Here is an 18,460-nt window from a genome sequence, read left to right as displayed (position 1 = left end):
GCGACAGTTCAACAGGCCGTCGTTTTATCTACCGCAATGGTGCAAGTGGTGAGATTGACCGTGGATATGGTTTTGACTTTTCCCCGGCACGCCAGCGGATTGATGAGATCAAACGGATTGGGGAAGAGTTTCAGGCACGGGTGCGGGCAGAGCAGGAAGCAAAGCGGACTGTTAATCGGCTGTCTCGTGCAATCGTTGATGCTTGCCGGACCGGCCAAAGCGAAGGCGTGGATTGTACCGTGTTCCTGGAAGAACTCTCTGCCATTATGGAAACGCCAATGCTGCTTCTTGAGCGGGCAGCCAAGGTCTCAAAACTCTATGAACTGGTTGTGGAAGAGCTCGCAGAAGACAAAACCGGAGACGAGCAAACTGCCTCAGATATCAATGAATATGCCAAAATGTCAGGCGACCATGACATAGATGTCACCCCTTATAATATTACAACCCATCAAACTCTTATAAATAGTAAAACACGGCAGCCATCTAACGATGGCTACTCAAATACCAACTCCGCTTCTAACGAAGCTACGAAGATTGCTCTCGAAAAAGATCAATCAAGCAAATTCTCTGCCAAATCCAATGCTCCAGCTCAATTGCAATCTCGGCAATCTGGTCAGTTAGATAACGGTTTAAGTGAGCATTTATCTGCTATTTCCATTGGTTTGATTGATAGCGCAACAACAGAGACCCAGGAAATGTTGGGCATGCAGTTTTCAAGCTGGTTCGAGCTTGCGCAGTCTGGCGAGCAGCTTCGTTTGGCGATTGGCCTTTCCGAAGATGGCTGGAAACAAGCGGTTGTGACACTGGGCGAAAAAATGGCTGCGGCGGTTCTGGTGGTGACGGTTGAAAAAACCCTGCGCGATCCTGAAGGCATTTCTCGACCGGCGGGTTACTTCCGCGCCTGTGTTGACCGCGCTAAGGACGGAAAATTCGCCCTGCACAAGTCGCTTTATGGCCTGGCTCTGGGGTAAGGGTCTGCAATGCCGGTTTCTTGCGGATAGGGTAGATGGATCCGCAAGTGTGGTGTTGGTGTGCGCGCTTACTGACTGGGCGAGAAACAGGAGATTAACGCGAGTTCATATCGATCTGAACCATTCGAGTGCTTCTTGCTCGGTGGCGAGAATGAAGGGCTCTTTACCGTCCAAATAGGAATCCCATGTAACGGTATCCGCTGATGTTAGCATCGCCTTTAAATTGGAATATTCAGCCGCCTTGCTTGGATGAACGATCAGGTAGTCACGAAATGCAAGGTGCCGCTCAATGTGGGGCGATCCTGTTTCATAGATATGAAGATGATGTGTTCGTTTCCCCGCCCCATCCATCTTTCGAAAATACCGTCTACCATCAATACCATACGCACCCATGATCTCATATCCGAGACCTTCGAATACGTCGCTCTTTGTATCGAGCGCATGCACATCAGATACAACACCTAATAAGTCAATGATTGGTTTGGCAAGGATACCCTCCACTGAGGTGCTGCCGATATGATGAAGTTCAATATCAATTCTGCCTAGCCCCTCCTTGATCAAAGAAGCCTCATGGCAGAAGTCATTTTTCCATTTGGGGTCATGGGGAACTACGTAATCAACCATGCTTTTGAGAGGTCCTTTGCCACGCCGTTGTTCAATTCACGCAATTGCCGGACTTTAGTAAACTCATTTCCGGTTTTCTCAGTTATCCATTTCGTAGTTTGCTTCGCTTGAGTGATGCCGCGAGGTGTAAGTGTTGAATTTGTCCAACCGCCCACAACACCTTTCAGCATGTGCTCACTTTCACCGTGTCTCAGAAGAATGAGTTCGTTCAACATTCAACACCAGAGTTCCGGCACTTCCATGAATAGAGAATGTGGAGTGTCAGGAGCTCAAAACTTCGCTGGTCTCTTCGTCCTGCGGTGTCGGTAACTCGATCCGAAGATGTGGGCTTGCTTTGCGTGTTACGAACTCGGCATGGAGATATTCAAGAACACGGCGCTGGCCGGGAAAGCTGAAGAGCTCCATGGCATCATCAAATGAAAACCATTGATAGGCATCGTGTTCTTCATTGATGGTGATTGGCGTTTCGCTGGAGACAAAACTCACGAACACTGGCAGTTTTTGGATGATGTTTTTTTCCGCAACATAAAACTCTTCGCACAGATCAGCAGACCAGAGTTCGGTGAGGACCAAACCGGTTTCCTCTTTCACCTCTCGTAATGCTGCTTCCCAGCCGGTCTCATTTGGTTCAACCTTGCCTGCGACCTGACACCAGGCGCCGAGCAAAGTATCAGCGCGGCGCATAAGCAAGACTTGCGGCTCCTCTGCATTCAGGTCGAGAAGAAAAATGGAAACGCCGTTGCTGAGAACGGGAATATTGTTGGGGGTCATAAGTTGCTCATAAAATAACTGGTGCAATAGACCATGAGCATACTCAGAGAAGAATGAAAAACCAAGAGAGACGAAGGGCAGGAGATCACTCCCCTGCCCTCACGCTTAAGTTTTGGAATGGGCTGTTGAAGCTGGGACCTGATCGTCTTTAGAGAACTGACCGCGTGTCCGGTTGGCATAAGAAACCAGCACCAACATCACCGGCACTTCAACCAGTACACCAACGATGGTTGCCAAGGCAGCTCCGGAGGTGACGCCGAACAAACTGATTGCAACAGCGACGGCCAACTCAAAGAAGTTCGACGCACCAATCATTGCGCCGGGCGCTGCAACATTGTGCGGCTGGCGCCACTTCCGCATCCAGAAGTATGTGACGAAGAAAATCAGGACAGTTTGGATGAGAAGCGGAATCGCGATGAGAACGATATCTGCTGGTGATGAAATGATGTTGTCGGCCTGAAGACCAAACAGCAAGAACACCGTGCCCACCAGACCTGCAATCGAGAAAGGTTTCATCCCTGCACTGAATGAAGAAAGGTGCTCTTTGTCTTTGAGGCCGAGCCGGGTCAACCACCCTGCCCCCAATGGTAACGCAACAAACAGTGCGGTTGAAACCAACAACACATCCCATGGGACGATGATGTTTGAGACATCCAGCAAAAACGCTGCGATTGGCGCGAAAGCAAAGATCATAATCAGGTCATTGGTCGCAACCTGTGCTACCGTATAACTTGCATTTCCCTTTGTTAGATAAGACCAGACAAACACCATCGCTGTGCAAGGAGCAACGCCAAGCAAGATCATGCCTGCGATGTATTGATCCGCCAGATCTGCCGGAATGAACGGCGCAAAGATATGGCGCATAAACAGCACGGCCAGAGCTGCCATGGTGAAGGGTTTCACCAGCCAGTTCATGGCCAACGTTACGATGAGGCCCTTTGGTTTCACAAAGCAATTGCGAACCTCGGTGAACTCGACCTGCACCATCATTGGATAGATCATAAGCCAGATCAGAACCGCGATGATCAGATTGATCCCGCCGACCTGCAAGTCACCGATGATCTGAAAAAGGCCAGGTTGAAGGAGGCCTGCCCCTACCCCCAGTGCCATTGCTAGACCTACCCAGACTGAGAGGTAGCGTTCAAAAGTACCCATGATTTCTCCTGCCTATCGTCGATAGACGATGAATTTCGACAAATTTTAGAGCTTGAAGCTGCTCTCAAAGAGGAAGTTGAAGTTCTTCAACTCAGACCGATTGACTGAATAACAAATACGCGGGCGCTGAACTTCCGCCAGTATGAAGCCTGCATCCTTCAGGATCCGGAGGTGCTCGGACACAGTGGACTGCGCGAGACCGATAGAGTTCACGAGATCTCCACCGATACAACCGGGTTGAGCCGCCATAATCTTCAGTAAGCGGACACGCGCTGGATGCGCCAGGGCTTTGGCCTGGACGGCGAGCTTTTCTTCTTCTGCTTCATTCAAAGAGGCAGGTGCAAATTCCGTAACGCAGATGTTTTCTGTCATCGTTGATTCCGTATATCGTCGATACACGATATACTCCTCTCCTCACCCACTGGCAAGGCCTTTCTGTGTTGACAGCTGTCAACTTTTTTGAAGCCGAGTTGACAGCTGAAACTCCCCTCCCCTGCTCACTTCTATCGTGCTGCGGAGTGATATTCTGGGTTGGGCTGCATGCCTGTTGCAGAGGCCATGCGGTTGGACATGGAGAAAAAGGCCGCGACTTCGCAAATGTCCCAGATGTCTTCTTCCGAGAACCCAACATCCCGGAGGCCTTGCCGGTCACCCTCAACAATCTCAGAGGACGTCTTCGCAATCTTTGTAGAAAAGTCGAGCATCACGCGCTGCTTGTCAGTTAGATCAGCATAGCGATAGTTCATCACCATCGCGTCACCCAGTTCCGGCTTGTTGGAATACTCCCGAACAGCAGCGCCATGGGCGACCTGACAATACCAGCAGGAATTGATCGACGAAACGGTGACAGCAATCATCTCTCGTTCCAGCTTAGAAATGCCAGAGTCTCCAAGCATGAGCTCATTGTACATCTGAGAAAACGCCCTGAGCTTCTCTGGTCGATGTGCAAAGGCAATCAGCACGTTCGGGATCAACCCGAGTTTGCTCTGACATTTCCCAAATAGCTCCTGAATATCATCAGGTAATGGATCCGGCAGGCTAAGCTTCAAGGCAGTCGGATGCGTAAGGCTTACGCTCTCTATTTTCTGAAAATCGGTTGTAGTCATTATATGGTCCCTCCTCCATTTCAGCAGCTTACCCGTGAATGAAGGGACTGTCCTCACTACAAAAGGAGAGCAAAGAAAAGCCCGCCTTTGGGAAGAGGCGGGCTTAGTTGGAGGCTTGCTTGGGATTTAAGCGTGGGTGGAGAGCTTACGCTCTTTTCGTTTATTGGTGACGTGCACATATCTGTAGAGCTCTAGGAGTAGAAGCGGTGTGAAATGCACCAGTGCTGGCCCAAATTTGTAGTCTACCAGGACCCAATGAGCGAACACGAGGACTTCTGCTGCGTAAGCAAGTTTCTGAAGGTTCTTCCATCTGGATCCGAGCTGGGCGATGAACCAATCGTTGCTGGTGACTGTGAGCGGAATGAAAATGAGAGAAGCCAGCCATCCAGTCCAGATTCCGATTTTGACGAGGTCTTGCAAGATAGGGCCAAGAGATCCCTTATCCAGCAGGTAAATAGCAACGTGCAAAGCTGAATAGCAGGCCGCAGCTACGCCAATATACCGCCGCCGTGCCATCAGCCAACGCACCCATCGTTGACTGTTTGTCAGGAACATCAGCGGCGTGATCATGAGGCTTATGATGAGAAAACGAGCGGCAAACTCTCCAGTTGGAAGGAGAAGGTGCTCCAACTTGTCGCTTTCACGGAGAAGCTCTCCGATGATAGCAAGCCCCGGGAGTGCAAGGATAGACCAGAAGGTAAATGGTGAGTTCCAAATTGCTCGAAGGTAAGACATAGTCGCCCGGATGAGTTTGCACTGAGTTGTAAGGTGCACACTGCTGATTTCGCGGTGTTGGGGTACGTGGGAAGTCAGCAGTGTGCGGCCGATTGCGACTGCGGAGTTCGCGTTCAACCTTGTCTAAACACTGGATCAGCTCTGTCTTTTCCGCAAGAAATCAGATGTAACAAAATGTCGTGGAACTTGGTTGGGTTAGAGATCTAGCTGCTTCGTGGTGTCGGTTAAGTTATGGCCCAACATATTGGAGGCATTAGATAATTTAAGAAGCTCCGACAATGGCCCGCAAACTGTCCTTTCTGCATGTGTTTAGCGAAAGGCTTCCTCTATTACACTTTAACAAGAGTTGCGTTGTTTTTGATGCAAACGTGGTTGCAAACAGCAGTAACAGCTGAGGGCCTCTGAAAAGAAACCCGCCGCAAATCTGCGACAGACTGTTGAGTGAGTTGTGTGCTGCGAATGTTGGCTTGGATAGAATGAGAGGAGAACTGGGCCTCAAAGCATCGGATTGATACTCGGTTTTATCGGCTTTGCGCGAGATGTGCAGGTTTTTGACCTACCAAACGGACGGGTCATCAGAGCTGAATACGTGTGAGTTGCCAACTGACAACATTGCTCTGGAAGGGATATCGGCACTCAGGTTGCCCGAATTGAGTGCCGATGTTGGAGGATGTTACAGGTTTAAACGCAGAACCTGAGAACGTTTCTGGAACTCTTCCTCATCGATTTCACCAGTCGCAAAACGTCTGCTGAGTATGTCCAGAGCTTCTGAGGTTTGGGACTTTGGCTCTTCAGGTTCAACCTTGCGAGCGCTGTTTGAACCTCCGAAATAGCCGTAGGACCGGGCGATTAAAAAGCCGATGATGAGCAAGAGAATTAGAGTGATTGGGAATGGGAAAAAGTGAAATCCGTGCATTCCTGCTTGATGAAACATGGTGATCTCCTTGGGATATTTATTAGACATCACTAGAATGGGGAGTACCGGCACAGCTTTCAAATTACATTTGTAATCAACTGTCTCAACCGCTTCACCTGCGGATAACGGTTACACTTTTATAAAAGTGGACAGCTGTCAACTTTTCGAATTGGCAAGAGATTTCGAATTTACGTCGAAACTATCCTTGGAATGAAACAGGATGGAAGGCGTGGTTCAGGTAGCATGCAGACAGGAAAAGAGGTGCCAGAATGATCAAAAAACTCCCAGAAAGTTCGGAGAACATCCTCGGTTTTGAGGTGGATGGAAAGGTCGATCTTAACGAAGAAATGGAGCTTATTTCGCAGGTTGAGAACGTCCTCGACAAACATGCGAATGTCAGTGTGCTGGTGATTTTGAACGATCAAGCGAAGTGGGGCATTGAGGCTGGCTACGAAGATTTGAAGTGGGCGATGACCCACATCAAGAGCTTTCATCGCATCGCAATCGTCTCTGATCGGAAGATTTGGGAGTGGCTCGTCGCGATTGATAGTCCGTTTGCGGCCATGCTTGGCATAGGTGAAAAGCACTTCGATATGGCAAATCTCGACAAGGCCTGGGAGTGGGTCAGAGAATAAATTAGGCCCATCGGGCGGTGAGGATAGAGCGTTGATAGAGACCTATCGCGGTGTAGTTTACCCCTATCAGTTGGACCATATGGGACACATGAATGTTCAGTGGTACACCGAGAAATTCGATGAGGCCAACTGGCATCTGTTCTCACGAGCCGGGTTAAGCGCTACCTATTTTCGAGAGTACAACAGGGGTATGGCTGCCGTTCAGCAAACCACGAAATACTATGCTGAAGCGTTGGCGGGAGACTTGCTTGTGTGTCGATCCGGGGTGACGGACATTCATGAAAAGACGTTCTATTTCCTCCATGAAATGCATAATGCTGAAACGCAAAAATTGATTGCGACCACTGAACTGGTATGCGCGCATCTGGATAGGGAAGCCCGCCATGCGTGCCCGTTTCCGCCAGACGTGCGGGCGGCGGCTACAGCGCTTCTCATAGAGGGTAACTAAGTCCTCCATCGCGTTTCAGGAAGGCTATTCTGGTCCTAAATCGCGTTCTAGGTCGCAGGCAATCCGCCAAACTCCCATGGTTCCAACAGGCAAATCATGGAGTTATCAAATGGCAACAAAGCACAGCACCAAAGCCCTTATCGCGATTGGCGTAATAGCGATTGCGGCTTACGTCACATTCTCAACAGGCATGGAAACCTCTGAGACACTCAGCCCTGAAGGTGTGCATTCAATCGCGATTTCAGGAAGCAATCTGGGTCTGCGTATCGTCGGAGGCAATAGCAGTTCAAGCGACATCAAACTTGATACAAGCGATGCAAGAGGCTGCTCTCTAACCGCTACAACATCCCAAAATGAAGACGGTCTTATGACCATTAAATTTGAAAGACGCGGGTCCTGGAGGCTTGGTTGGTGCGACCCGGCGGCGACGCTCAGGCTGCCGAATTCGATGAACGTCAGCGTAAAGATGGACAGACTAGCGGGCGACTTTGTGGGGCAGTTTAAGGACTTCGCTATCACCTCAGAGAAGTCTGTCATCTATTTCGACGGGAGTGTTTCGCGCTTCGATTTGGTTGGAGAGATGGCCGCGGTCTATCTGAAATTTGATGCAGATGTTCCAAAGGAAAACATCCGCATCAATGTTGAGAAGCTCGTGTCCAGCATCAATTTGGCGAAGGGGTGGAAGCACGCCACGAGCATTCTGCTAGAGATCTTTTAGGCTGTCTCCACACTCTGCGCGGTACGGCTTTCCTTCCGCCATACACTGGGGCTCTTGCCTGTGACACGTTGGAACTCGCGATTGAAGTTGGACTTCGTTGTAAAGCCAACATCGTAAATGATCGTGGTGATGGGCTTGTCTGTTGTCTCTAACAGAAGACAGGCTTCAGCCACTCGGAACCCATTGGTGTATTGCGGCAGGTTGATCTCGCGCACTGTGTTGACAGCTGTCGAAATCTGGCGAGCCGGGACACGGAGTTTGCGAGCCAACCTATCGAGGGAGAGGTTTTCATCCCGGTACAGATGCTCGTTCTGCATGAGTTGATCGAGAGCTTCGACCAGCACAATCTGTTCTTCAGAGGCTGATGCGGTCGTTGTTTCAGGTTCTGGCAACTGCGGTGTAGCCGCAGGTTTGCGAGTAAACAGAACAGCGATTGTGACCAGTGCAAGCAGCATGAAGAGGTTTGCAGTGCCAACGATGGTTGCTGCATTGGTCCCTTTGTTCACGGCAAAGTCCGCCGCTACGACGAGATCAACAAGTGCGGAGGTTGAGAAAATAGCGCCTGCGATCAGCTGTGTCTGGCGTGCCGGGAGCATTTGATCGATGGGCAGATGACTGGCCCATTCCCACTGCCTGGTCGTTGCAGACCGGAAGAACAACAGTCCGTAACCGAGATAGACAACGACACTTGTCAGATCAATCAGCACCGGGGCGTTGAAGCCGGGAGCCAGAGTGAGAGAGCTAAGAGTTGCAGCTGTCGCGCCAATCGTCCAGCCGACAGCCTTCTTCGAAAGGCGATCAGTGAGTTGAAGGAATGAGAGCCAGGTCGCGGGCGGCAATAACAACGCCAGTCCTATGAGCGACCAGAGGGGGAGCCCACCCATCCCCCATTTGATACCGAGTAGGACAGATTGAATTGCATAAAGGCTGATAGTCGCCACGAGCAGCGACGGTATTTTTCGTCCATACCCGACCATGAGGCGTAACAGGATGAAACACAAAAACAGGGCAGTAAAAAAGGGAAGGGGTAAGCTCGGCAACGCGCCAACTCCAATTGCGGACAATGCTCTATATCTAGTCTGTCTGCGTGGCGAGTAAAAGAGCGTGTTGCACTTCTTTTAGCGGCAGAGCTTTCTGGCAACATTCAGCACGAACATCCAGAGGATAGCTTGAGCCCAGACGATGCCGATCAAGTCCCAGCTGATAGCGGGAACAAGGAAACCGGATCGACAGATGACAACTGCGAGTAACTGCGTGGTGATAATTGCCATCAGCAATTTAGCCGAAGGGCGTGGCGCCTGCCAGAACCAGTGATCATGCCGGCAGACAAACAAGAGCAAATGCCCGGCGACAACCAGCTGCAGGAACATGACGCTCTGCAACTCCGCAGCAGGTACTTCCAGCCAATGCCGGGCGGCCATCATCAGGGCGAAGTTCTCGACAACTGAAATGAGCCCAAGCACCGTTGCTGTGCGCAGCATGTTTCCAAGCTGCCATTCCATTGGGGCTGGTGCGGCCTCTGTGTTGTCGTAGGCGATGGTGATGATTGGGATGTCGTCCAGCAATGCGAGCATCACAATCATGATGGCGGTCAGGGGCACCTCTTCCAACAGCAACACACTGGCTGAGACGAACACCATCAGGTTGATTGTCATAGCCACGCGGTAGTCAACGTAACTGATCATCCGCGCGAAGATTTTTCGTGCCTCTATCACTGCATCTGTGATGACGGACAGACCGGGCAAGGTCAAGATCAGATCAGCGGCAGATCGGGCGGCGTCTGTTGCACCTGAAACGGCAATACCCACATCTGCCTGCTTCAATGCCGGGGCATCGTTCACGCCGTCGCCTGTCATGGCGACGTAGTCTCCGGACTGTTGAAGCGCTTTGACGATGCCGTATTTGTGCTCGGGAAAGACACGGGCGAAGCCATCTGCGTTGACGATCTCCTCGCGGATGTTGGCTGGCAGGTTGTCCATGTCCTTTGCTTCAGAGAACACCTGACTGGCGCTTTCAAGTGAGGTGCCGAGACCCAGCTGTCCGGCAATCTCTCTGCCTATGGCGACATCATCGCCTGTCACCATCTTTACGGTGATGCCTGCATTCTGGGTTTCTTCAATCACAGCTTTGGAATCGTCGCGGGGCGGGTCGAAAAGAGAGAGGATCCCAAGCAGGCGTAACTCGTGGTTTTCGTTGGTCTTGGCGATACCGAGTGCGCGCAAGCCTTTGACGGCAAACTCGTGAACGGCGCTGCTGGCAGCGGCCTTCTCCTCTGGTGCATTTGCGCAAAGATCAATGACCACTTGCGGTGCACCTTTGATGACCTTGAACGCTCCGCTTGGACCAGAGACGCCTGCTTCTGTTCGTTTGCTCACGGGATCAAACGGCGTGAATGTGTTTTGCTTGTAGAGCTCCAGTACACCCCGCTCAGCCTTGCTGACAATCAGATGATCAATGACGTCTTTTTCTATCGTGCTGGATGCTAGGGCCGCCATGACGACGAGCTCTTTTTCACTCTTCGCGTCAAACAGAATTGGCTCGCCAAGCGTGAGTTCGTTTTTGGTGAGCGTTCCGGTCTTGTCGGAGCACAGCACATTCACCCCTGCCAATTCTTCAATCGCCTGAAGGTGCGAAACGATGGCTTTCTTTCTAGAAAGTGTGAGTGCACCCAGAGCCATGGTGACAGATAGAACTGCGGGCATCGCAACCGGGATTGAGGCGATCACCAGCACAAGCACCAGTTCAATGATGCCCAGAATGCTCTGCTGCAGATAAAGCTGTTTGACGATGATGAGCGCTGCAAGCAAGGCCGTGCCGAGAATGAGAAACTTGCCAATACCCAGAACGCTTTTCTGGAAATGAGAGATGTTGCCCGCGGACTGAACCAGCTTTGCCGTGTTACCAAAGAATGTGTTGCCGCCCGTCGCAGTCACAAGCGCTTGCATGGTGCCCTGTTTAATGATCGAACCGGAATAAGCCACATCTCCGATCTGCTTATCGACCGGGAGCGACTCGCCTGTCAGGGCTGCTTGGTCGACGGCAAGGTACGGTCCGCGTTCCAAAATGCAGTCAGCCGGAATGATGTCTCCGTTTTCCAGATTGATGATGTCACCGGGAACGATTTCCTCCGCAGGAATGTCAGCCCACTTCCCGTCTCGTTTCACACGGGCTTTGAGCGCCATGGATGATTTCAGCGCCGCCAGCGCGTCAGCTGCTTTGCTACTTTGAACAAACTCGATGCCAGAGTTGAGGATCAGCATAAACAGGATGATCGTGAAGTCGGCCCAGTGCTCGATGATGGCTGACAGGATTGCCGCAATTTCGATGAGCCACGGGATAGGCCCCCAGAATGTCAAAAGCAGCTGAGCCAGTTTGCTTGTCTTCTTTTCTTCCAGCGCATTGGGGCCATATTGCTGCTTCAGCCGGTTGGATGCGGTTGATCCCGTCAGTCCTTCCGGTGAGCTTTCCAGGCGTTTGAATTCATCAGCTAAGCTGGGCTTATCCTGTTCAGCCATCCGGTCTTTCCATGGATTGAGCACTCATCATGGCAATATCTTCGCTGTTGCATGTAAACGGATGATGAGAACAAGGAGAGCTTCCACAAACCGTGGTTTCCTGATTGCGAAGCGGCTTGTTCAAATTATTCAGGTTTGCTGAGAGGGGAGGGGGCTTGCGTCTAGCGTTGTGGTTGCGCTCACTGTGTTTCCGTAACATACTCATGGGTATGTTTTGATTTGGGAGGGAAATCATGCGTGCTGTTGTCTGCTCAGAATATGGACCACCAGAAGCTCTGCGTGTGGAGAATGTCGAACGCAAGGAACCGAGGAAAGGGCAAGTGCGGATTGCGGTGGAAGCTGCAGGCGTCAACTTTCCAGATACGCTGGTGATTGCGGGTAAGTATCAGATCAAGCCGCCAATGCCGTTTGTTCCAGGCGGTGAAGTTGCAGGCAGAATTGAGGCCGTAGGTGAAGGCATCACTCAGTTTGCACCGGGTGATCCGGTGATGGCCCTTCTGCTGCAACAAGGCGGATACGCGGAGGAGGTTGTGGTTGAGGCTTCAGCTGTGATGAAGCGGCCCGAAGCGATGGCTGCTCATGTTGCCGCCGGCTTTACGATGACCTACGGCACGTCCATGCATGCGTTAAAGCGACGTGCGCAGTTGCAACCGGGCGAAACATTGCTGGTGCTGGGCGCTGGCGGTGGTGTCGGGCTCACGGCTGTTGAACTGGGCAAGGTCATGGGCGCCAAGGTGATTGCCGCTGCCAGTTCCGCTGAAAAGCTGGAAGCCGCGCGGAAAGCGGGTGCTGATGAATTGATCAACTATTCCACGCAGGACCTGAGAGAGCGTCTTAAGGAGATCACGGGCAAGGCTGGCGTTGATGTTGTGTATGATCCGGTTGGCGGAGAGCTTTTCGAACAGGCACTCCGCTCAACAGCCTGGAATGGTCGCGCACTGGTTGTAGGCTTTGCTGCTGGCGATATCCCGTCAATCCCCACCAACCTGCCTCTGCTAAAGGGCTGTGCCGTTATGGGCGTGTTCTGGGGTGCGTTCCGTATGAGGGAGCCGGATAAGGACCTGAATAACTTCTCAGAGCTGTTTAAATGGTTCCAGGAAGGCAAAGTCAACCCAACTGTTAGTAAGAGCTATTCTCTGGAGGAAGCTCCTCAGGCGCTTCGAGACCTCATGGAGCGGCGTGTGATAGGCAAGGTTGTTCTGGAAACCGGGAGGGAATGAAGATGCAACCCAGATTTGCAGGTCAGGCAGCCCTGATTACGGGCGCAGGCAGCGGCATTGGCCGCGCAACCGCCATCCGACTGGCGGAAGAGGGGGCTGCGATCGCTCTGGTGGACCTGAATGAGGACGGCCTTGATGAAACCGCAGGGCTGTTGCCTGAAGGTTGCCGTGCGCGGGTCTATGTCGTCGATGTTGCGAATGAAGAAGCGGTTGAGAGCTGTGTGGATGCGGTTGAGAACACCTTTGGCGGTATCAGCGTTCTTTGCAACAATGCCGGGGTCATCTGCGAAGGCTCGTGGGGCGGAAGCCATGAGGACTTCAGCGATTGGCTCAAGGTTTATGAGGTGAATGTACTCGGCGCAATGCTATTTACCAAGTACACCCGCGAACAGCTCAAGGCTTCAGGTCAAGGTTCTATTGTGAATACTGCATCCGTTGCTGGAATCAGAGCGGGCGCTGGCGGCAATGCCTATAGCGCGTCCAAAGCTGCGCTCATCAATTTTACAAAAACATCCGCCTGTGATTTTGGCGAGCATGGTGTGCGTGTGAATGCGGTTTGTCCGGGGCTCATTGAGACCGGCATGACAAAACCTGTGTTTGATCACGCCCGCAGTGTTGGCAAAGAAGACAGGCTCGGCTCAAGAGCGGAACTGCGTCGTCACGGTGATCCTGCTGAAGTTGCAGCAACAATCGCTTTCCTTGCTAGCCGCGATGCCAGCTTCATCACTGGCCAGGCCCTCGCCGTTGATGGCGGAAACACATCCTCCCTCAACATGCCGGGTATGAAGATCTGAGATGGTTTTGGTTAGCCAAAAATGGAAAGAGCCAGTCTGCAACACCGGGCAATGCTGTTGCGGACTGGCTCTCGCTGATCCAAAGGGGTGGACCAGATGGCTTCAATTATGAAGTTACTTTAGAAATAATCACAAGTAGAATTACGGATTATACAGTTAAAGACCCCGTGTTTTTAGCAGAAAGTCTATATGGTGAGCGCTGTCACCCAGCATCTCTGTTAACACCCGGTCGTGTTTCATGAACAATCCGACGTCAACTTCGTCGGTCATACCGATTCCACCATGCATCTGCACCGCTTCTTCTGTTGCCACGCGAGAAACTTTAGCAACCTTGGCTTTGGCTGCTCGGGCAAGAGCCTCTGCCTTATCGGAGGTTGTATCTATTGCGCGTAACGCGGAGGAGATGAGTGAAGCTGTTTGTTCAATCTGGCAATAAAGGTCGGCCATTCTGTGTTGAAGTGCCTGAAACATGCCGATTGGAACACCAAATTGTTTTCTTTCATTCAGGTATGCCGTTGTGCGCTCTGCAACTTCTCTTGCAACTCCAAGTTGCTCTGAGGCTGCAATCGCACGACCTGAGCGGAGCGTGACTTCCAGAACGGCCGTGCCCTTATCAAGCGGGCACAGCAAATCCTTGCCATCCAGATGCAAATTGCTGATCTGAATGTTTGCGGCATTGCGGCTGTTCAGCATAGCGTTGCGCTCTACCTCAACTTCAGCCGTGCTTGGATCTACCAGAAAAAGCCCGATGTCTTCGCCGGTTTTTGCAACAACAATCAGCCGGTCGGCGTTGTAGCCATCAAACACCGCGCGTTTTCTGGCGTTGAGAATGAAGCCGTTGCCGTCCGGTTCTGCCGTGGCTTTGATGCAGGAGGGATTATGCTTTGCTCCCTCATCTATGGCCAGCGCGATGACTGCGTCGCCAGTAGCGATCTTCGGTCCCCACTCACTTAAATGCTCACCACCAGACTGACGCAGTGCAATTGCACTCAAAACAGCGGTGGAGAGGAACGGAGAGGCCGTCAGGTTGCGACCCATTTCCTCAGCCACAAGGCCCGCAGCGCGGTGACCAAAGTCATATCCGCCTGCGTCTTCCGGCAGCAACATGCCAAACCAGCCCATCTCGGCCAGTGTTTTGTGAAGCTCCTGATTAAAGCCAAGCGCCTCTTTCTGGTCGCGCAGATCACGCAGTGCCTGAACCGAGGCATTTTCTGCCATAAAACCAGAGGCGGAGTCCTTCAGAAGGGTTTCTTCAGAGCTGAAAAGTTCCATTTTTTCTCTCCTTAACCCAGTGACGGCAGGCGCAGCACTGCCTTTGAAATGATGGAGAGCATGATCTCCGAAGTGCCGCCTTCAATGCTGTTGCCCTTGGAACGCAGCCACGAGGCAGACTGGTTGCCGATGCCGTTGTTCTCTTCCGGCCCAGACAAGGCTTCCAGCCCTCCAGCCTGTACAACGAGGCTCTGGCGGCGTTTGTTCAGTTCTGTGCCGAGATACTTCAGCTCTGCAGAACGGGCGCCCAGCTGGTTGCCTGCGCGGTGGAAGTCTTTTGCAGCTGCAAGATGGGCGGTCAGTGCCATTTCATCAATCAGGAACTCCCCGATATCAGCACGAAGAAGCGGGTCATCCAATCGGCCTGTCTCATCCAGCCCAATGGAGTCGATCGCAGTTTCATAAAGGCCAGCGGAACCGCCAAAAATCGCATCCAGATTGCTGACCATTTCGCGTTCGTGGGTCAGCAGATACTTGGCGATTGTCCAGCCGTTGCCGCGCTCATCAACCACATTCTCCATAGGCACCTTCACTTCATCGAAGAAGGTTTCGCAGAACGGAGAACTGCCGGAAATCAATCGGATCGGCTTGGTGGAAACGCCCTTGCTGGTCATATCAAACAGCAGGAACGAGATGCCTTTGTGTTTCTTCGCATCAGGTTCGGTGCGCACCAGAGCAAAGATCCAGTCTGCTTGATCAGCGTAAGATGTCCAGATTTTCTGGCCGGAGACGAGGAAATGATCGCCCATGTCCACGCCTTTGGTTTGGACGGACGCCAAGTCGGAGCCGGAACCCGGCTCTGAGTAGCCCTGACACCAGCGAATTTCACCGCGTGCGATTTTAGGCAGGTGCTGCAGCTTTTGCTCGTGCGAACCGTATTTCAGCAGCGCAGGGCCAAGCATCCAGATGCCGAAGCTTTCCAGTGGAGACATGGCGTTGATGCGCGTCATCTCCTCTTTGAGGATCTTGGCCTCGTCACCGTTCAGGCCGCCGCCGCCGTACTCTTTCGGCCAGCTTGGCACGGTCCAGCCACGCTCGGCCATGCGCTCCAGCCATTGCTGTTGTGCTTCGGACTTGAACGTCCAGTTGCGGCCACCCCAGCAGATGTCGCTCTCTGTGGTGACTGTCTTGCGCATGTCTTGCGGGCAGTTCTCTTCCAACCAAGCCCTTGTTTCCATGCGGAAATCATCAAGTGATGTCATTGCGTTCTCCCTGTTTTGGAGTGCAGATGCAAAGGATAAAGAGAGCGGTGGCTCTCCCGCCCTATCAGATCTTTTCCTGAGTGTGTTTGCGCAGCTCGGAGCGGCCAATGAAGTTGCGGTGCACTGCGTCCGGGCCATCCGCAAAGCGCAAGGTGCGCAGGTTCATCCAGTTGGTTGCCAGCGGGGTATCCTGAGAGATGCCCTGACCACCAAACATCTGCATGGCTTCATCCGTCACCTTGAGCGCCATGCGCGGGGCGACCACCTTGATCTGGCTGATCCAGAATGCTGCTTCGCGGGCGGAGGCATTGTCCATCATCCATGCAGCTTTCAGGCAGAGGAGGCGGGCTTGCTCAATCTCCATGCGGCATTCCGCGATGATGTCGAAGTTGGCGCCTAGTTTGTAGAGCTGCTTACCAAAGGCTTCGCGGTTGATGGAGCGCTTACACATCAGCTCAAGCGCTTGTTCCGCTTGTCCAATTGCTCGCATGCAATGGTGGATACGACCCGGTCCAAGGCGGCCTTGTGCCACTTCAAAACCGCGCCCTTCTTCCAGAAGCAGGTTTTCAGCAGGAACGCGTACATCCTCAAACCGCAAGTGCAAGTGTCCGTGAGGGGCGTGGTCATGACCAAACACCTGCATCGGTCGCAGCTTGGTGATGCCCGGTGTGTTGGCGTCCACCACGATCATCGAGTGCTGCTGATGCTTGGTGCCGTCCGTTGGGGTGTGAACCATGGTGATATAGACCGCGCAGCGCGGATCGCCAGCGCCAGAAGACCACCACTTCTCGCCGTTCAGCACGTAATGGTCTCCATCTCGCACGCAGGACATGCGGATGTTGGTGGCGTCGGATGAGCCGTGGTCTGGCTCAGTCATCAGGTAGGCTGAGCGAATCTCGCCTTCCAGCATGCGCTTCAGCCAGGTTTCTTTCATCGCCTCGGAGCCATAGCGCTCAAACACCTCCATGTTGCCGGTGTCAGGGGCGTTGCAGTTGAATACTTCTGGTGCAAGAGGAGATTTGCCCATCTCTTCAGCCAGATAGGCGTATTCAACGGTGCTGAGGCCGTAGCCGCGCTTGGAGTCTGTCAGCCAAAAATTCCAAAGGCCTTTGGCGCGTGCGCTTGCCTTGAGGCTTTCCAGAATTTCGGTCTGTCGCGGAGTATGTTGCCAGCGGTCTCCCACCGGAATCTCATCATGAAATTCCTCTTCAAGAGGCATGATTTCATCGCGAACCATGTTGCGCACTTGTTCCATGAGTGGCGCTACACGCTGGCTTACCCCAAGGTCCATAGCTGGACGTTCGGCTAATAAAGTGTCGCTCATGATTGACCCTCCCAAGACATCTGAGCTCTTTTATCTTTACAGACCCGTGGGGAAATTCCACTTATTATCAGAAGGATAGGTGATCATGAGCTCCCACACAAAATCAAAATCCCAGGCCGGAGAGACAAAAGAAACGAGCTAAAAATTTTGCTTTACAACTGTTGATATACGGAAACATACTACTGAGTATGTTGTCAACTGCGCGCGAAGATGAGCACGCTTGACCATTGGTTTAAGGTGGCCTCCCCAAAACGTGGGCGGCGGTATCTGAATGAAGAAACGCCTGAATCAAGTCGCGTGAGATGCGGTGGCAGATCGAAGAACACTATGGGAGGTAAGGTGTCTTCATGGGATATCTTGATGAACTGTTTGGTGTCGCTGGCAAAACAGCGCTGGTAACAGGTGGTGGAACCGGCATTGGCCGCATGGTTGCCACTGCACTGGCAGAAGGTGGCGCCCGCGTCTTCATCTGCTCGCGCAAGCTGGATGTGGTTGAGAAGACAGCACAAGAGATCAATGCGAACCTGAAAGCCAACAACCCGGTGGCTGCCGGATCTGTTGAGGCGTTTCAGGGAGATGTTGGCTCTGAAGAGGGCGTGTTGGCTCTTGCAGAGGTGGTGCGTGAGCGCAGCCCAAAGCTTGATATTCTGGTCAACAATGCTGGCATCACCTGGGGTGAGCCACTGGGCACCTTCCCGTATTTTGCATGGAAGAAGGTGATGGATGTCAACGTGGCTGGCCTGTTCCACCTAACCCAGACTTTGTTGCCGGAGCTGAAGGCCAGCGGACGCCCGGATGACCCGGCCCGGGTTATCAATCTGGGTTCGGTCATGGGCTCCACGCCGATTGGGGATGGCGCTTACTCTTACTCAGCCTCAAAGGCCGCAGTGCACCAGCTGACGCGTATCCTCGCAAAGGAGCTGGCGAAAGAACACATTACATTCAACGGTTTCGCACCGGGCCCGTTTCAATCCAACATGACAGCGTTTGCAACGGGAACGGACGAAAAAGCAGCGCATGTCGGGAAAGGCGTGCCACTTGGCCGGATCGGGCA

At 52.5% G+C, this 18,460-nt stretch carries 20 protein-coding genes; 7 read left to right on the top strand and 13 right to left on the bottom strand.

The features are described 5' to 3' along the window. A partial coding sequence (repC, locus tag PPL9_RS07830; protein ID WP_057462163.1) for a plasmid replication protein RepC occupies window positions 1-971 on the top strand: 971 nt, incomplete at its 5' end. Between the two features lie 105 nt (window positions 972-1,076). On the opposite strand, the gene PPL9_RS07825 is transcribed toward repC, so the two are convergent. From PPL9_RS07825 to PPL9_RS07790, 8 genes are all read right to left on the bottom strand, one after another. Beyond that, window positions 1,077-1,595 (bottom strand): GrpB family protein, encoded by a 519-nt coding sequence (locus PPL9_RS07825; protein ID WP_057462162.1) that lies wholly within the window; start codon window positions 1,593-1,595, stop codon window positions 1,077-1,079. After that, on the bottom strand, window positions 1,580-1,810 hold the full coding sequence (locus PPL9_RS07820) for a phosphoglycerate mutase family protein (RefSeq protein ID WP_057462161.1): 231 nt from the start codon (window positions 1,808-1,810) through the stop codon (window positions 1,580-1,582). The genes PPL9_RS07825 and PPL9_RS07820 overlap by 16 nt, the downstream gene beginning before the upstream one ends. Before the next feature lie 46 nt (window positions 1,811-1,856). Continuing rightward, window positions 1,857-2,366, bottom strand: a complete 510-nt coding sequence (locus tag PPL9_RS07815; protein WP_057462160.1) for an NUDIX domain-containing protein — start codon at window positions 2,364-2,366, stop codon at window positions 1,857-1,859. A 105-nt stretch (window positions 2,367-2,471) separates the two neighbouring features. After that, entirely contained in the window at window positions 2,472-3,521 is a 1,050-nt protein-coding gene (arsB, locus tag PPL9_RS07810) for an ACR3 family arsenite efflux transporter (protein WP_057462159.1), read from the bottom strand. A gap of 45 nt (window positions 3,522-3,566) precedes the next feature. Then, window positions 3,567-3,893 carry a metalloregulator ArsR/SmtB family transcription factor gene (locus tag PPL9_RS07805; RefSeq protein ID WP_057462158.1) on the bottom strand — a complete coding sequence of 109 codons (327 nt, stop codon included), beginning with the start codon at window positions 3,891-3,893 and terminating at the stop codon, window positions 3,567-3,569. Between the two features lie 131 nt (window positions 3,894-4,024). Then, window positions 4,025-4,627, bottom strand: a complete 603-nt coding sequence (locus PPL9_RS07800) for a peroxidase-related enzyme (protein WP_057462157.1) — start codon at window positions 4,625-4,627, stop codon at window positions 4,025-4,027. Window positions 4,628-4,753: 126 nt separating this feature from the next. Next, window positions 4,754-5,362, bottom strand: a complete 609-nt coding sequence (locus PPL9_RS07795; RefSeq protein WP_057462156.1) for a ferric reductase-like transmembrane domain-containing protein — start codon at window positions 5,360-5,362, stop codon at window positions 4,754-4,756. Window positions 5,363-6,035: 673 nt separating this feature from the next. Further along, window positions 6,036-6,296, bottom strand: a complete 261-nt coding sequence (locus PPL9_RS07790; RefSeq protein WP_159096851.1) for an SHOCT domain-containing protein — start codon at window positions 6,294-6,296, stop codon at window positions 6,036-6,038. Between the two features lie 251 nt (window positions 6,297-6,547). On the opposite strand from PPL9_RS07790, the gene PPL9_RS07785 reads away from it, so the two are divergent. From PPL9_RS07785 to PPL9_RS07775, 3 genes are all read left to right on the top strand, one after another. Continuing rightward, the gene (locus PPL9_RS07785; RefSeq protein WP_057462154.1) at window positions 6,548-6,913 is read left to right on the top strand and encodes an STAS/SEC14 domain-containing protein; all 366 of its coding nucleotides are present in this window, start codon (window positions 6,548-6,550) and stop codon (window positions 6,911-6,913) included. A 31-nt stretch (window positions 6,914-6,944) separates the two neighbouring features. Continuing rightward, the gene (locus tag PPL9_RS07780; protein WP_082596649.1) at window positions 6,945-7,361 is read left to right on the top strand and encodes a thioesterase family protein; all 417 of its coding nucleotides are present in this window, start codon (window positions 6,945-6,947) and stop codon (window positions 7,359-7,361) included. A gap of 109 nt (window positions 7,362-7,470) precedes the next feature. Next, window positions 7,471-8,079, top strand: a complete 609-nt coding sequence (locus PPL9_RS07775) for a hypothetical protein (protein ID WP_057462153.1) — start codon at window positions 7,471-7,473, stop codon at window positions 8,077-8,079. Here PPL9_RS07775 and PPL9_RS07770 read toward each other — a convergent pair. Beyond that, on the bottom strand, window positions 8,076-9,119 hold the full coding sequence (locus PPL9_RS07770; RefSeq protein ID WP_057462181.1) for an AraC family transcriptional regulator: 1,044 nt from the start codon (window positions 9,117-9,119) through the stop codon (window positions 8,076-8,078). The two genes, PPL9_RS07775 and PPL9_RS07770, sit on opposite strands and share 4 nt — an antisense overlap. A gap of 78 nt (window positions 9,120-9,197) precedes the next feature. After that, the gene (locus tag PPL9_RS07765) at window positions 9,198-11,594 is read right to left on the bottom strand and encodes a plasma-membrane proton-efflux P-type ATPase (protein ID WP_057462152.1); all 2,397 of its coding nucleotides are present in this window, start codon (window positions 11,592-11,594) and stop codon (window positions 9,198-9,200) included. A gap of 233 nt (window positions 11,595-11,827) precedes the next feature. Between PPL9_RS07765 and PPL9_RS07760 the strand changes: the two genes are divergently transcribed. Beyond that, window positions 11,828-12,814, top strand: coding sequence for an NADPH:quinone oxidoreductase family protein (locus PPL9_RS07760; protein WP_057462151.1), 987 nt, complete (start codon window positions 11,828-11,830; stop codon window positions 12,812-12,814). A 2-nt stretch (window positions 12,815-12,816) separates the two neighbouring features. Further along, window positions 12,817-13,608 carry an SDR family oxidoreductase gene (locus PPL9_RS07755; protein ID WP_057462150.1) on the top strand — a complete coding sequence of 264 codons (792 nt, stop codon included), beginning with the start codon at window positions 12,817-12,819 and terminating at the stop codon, window positions 13,606-13,608. Between the two features lie 156 nt (window positions 13,609-13,764). Here PPL9_RS07755 and PPL9_RS07750 read toward each other — a convergent pair whose 3' ends face one another. From PPL9_RS07750 to PPL9_RS07740, 3 genes are all read right to left on the bottom strand, one after another. Beyond that, window positions 13,765-14,880: an acyl-CoA dehydrogenase family protein gene (locus tag PPL9_RS07750; protein WP_057462149.1), complete on the bottom strand. Its 1,116-nt coding sequence runs from the start codon at window positions 14,878-14,880 to the stop codon at window positions 13,765-13,767. A gap of 11 nt (window positions 14,881-14,891) precedes the next feature. After that, on the bottom strand, window positions 14,892-16,082 hold the full coding sequence (locus PPL9_RS07745) for an acyl-CoA dehydrogenase family protein (protein WP_057462148.1): 1,191 nt from the start codon (window positions 16,080-16,082) through the stop codon (window positions 14,892-14,894). 64 nt (window positions 16,083-16,146) lie between these two features. Continuing rightward, entirely contained in the window at window positions 16,147-17,406 is a 1,260-nt protein-coding gene (locus PPL9_RS07740) for an acyl-CoA dehydrogenase family protein (protein WP_244273364.1), read from the bottom strand. Between the two features lie 347 nt (window positions 17,407-17,753). On the opposite strand from PPL9_RS07740, the gene PPL9_RS07735 reads away from it, so the two are divergent. After that, on the top strand, window positions 17,754-18,460 hold a 707-nt coding region (locus PPL9_RS07735; RefSeq protein WP_244273363.1), incomplete at its 3' end, for an SDR family NAD(P)-dependent oxidoreductase.

Origin of the sequence: Pseudovibrio sp. POLY-S9, from assembly GCF_001431305.1 — a bacterium.
In the GTDB taxonomy this organism is placed as follows: Bacteria; Pseudomonadota; Alphaproteobacteria; order Rhizobiales; family Stappiaceae; genus Pseudovibrio.
Note: the sequence above shows the minus strand (reverse complement) of the source record. Positions and strands in the feature narration are given on the sequence as shown.

Coding starts and splice junctions, on each gene's coding strand:
- PPL9_RS07775 (WP_057462153.1), top strand. CDS start 7,471: ATGGCAACAAAGCACAGCACCAAAGCCCTTATCGCGATTGGCGTAATA.
- PPL9_RS07750 (WP_057462149.1), bottom strand. CDS start 14,880: ATGGAACTTTTCAGCTCTGAAGAAACCCTTCTGAAGGACTCCGCCTCT.
- PPL9_RS07795 (WP_057462156.1), bottom strand. CDS start 5,362: ATGTCTTACCTTCGAGCAATTTGGAACTCACCATTTACCTTCTGGTCT.
- PPL9_RS07755 (WP_057462150.1), top strand. CDS start 12,817: ATGCAACCCAGATTTGCAGGTCAGGCAGCCCTGATTACGGGCGCAGGC.
- PPL9_RS07745 (WP_057462148.1), bottom strand. CDS start 16,082: ATGACATCACTTGATGATTTCCGCATGGAAACAAGGGCTTGGTTGGAA.
- PPL9_RS07785 (WP_057462154.1), top strand. CDS start 6,548: ATGATCAAAAAACTCCCAGAAAGTTCGGAGAACATCCTCGGTTTTGAG.
- PPL9_RS07825 (WP_057462162.1), bottom strand. CDS start 1,595: ATGGTTGATTACGTAGTTCCCCATGACCCCAAATGGAAAAATGACTTC.
- arsB (WP_057462159.1), bottom strand. CDS start 3,521: ATGGGTACTTTTGAACGCTACCTCTCAGTCTGGGTAGGTCTAGCAATG.
- PPL9_RS07740 (WP_244273364.1), bottom strand. CDS start 17,406: ATGAGCGACACTTTATTAGCCGAACGTCCAGCTATGGACCTTGGGGTA.
- PPL9_RS07760 (WP_057462151.1), top strand. CDS start 11,828: ATGCGTGCTGTTGTCTGCTCAGAATATGGACCACCAGAAGCTCTGCGT.
- PPL9_RS07765 (WP_057462152.1), bottom strand. CDS start 11,594: ATGGCTGAACAGGATAAGCCCAGCTTAGCTGATGAATTCAAACGCCTG.
- PPL9_RS07815 (WP_057462160.1), bottom strand. CDS start 2,366: ATGACCCCCAACAATATTCCCGTTCTCAGCAACGGCGTTTCCATTTTT.
- PPL9_RS07805 (WP_057462158.1), bottom strand. CDS start 3,893: ATGACAGAAAACATCTGCGTTACGGAATTTGCACCTGCCTCTTTGAAT.
- PPL9_RS07790 (WP_159096851.1), bottom strand. CDS start 6,296: ATGTTTCATCAAGCAGGAATGCACGGATTTCACTTTTTCCCATTCCCA.
- PPL9_RS07820 (WP_057462161.1), bottom strand. CDS start 1,810: ATGTTGAACGAACTCATTCTTCTGAGACACGGTGAAAGTGAGCACATG.
- PPL9_RS07800 (WP_057462157.1), bottom strand. CDS start 4,627: ATGACTACAACCGATTTTCAGAAAATAGAGAGCGTAAGCCTTACGCAT.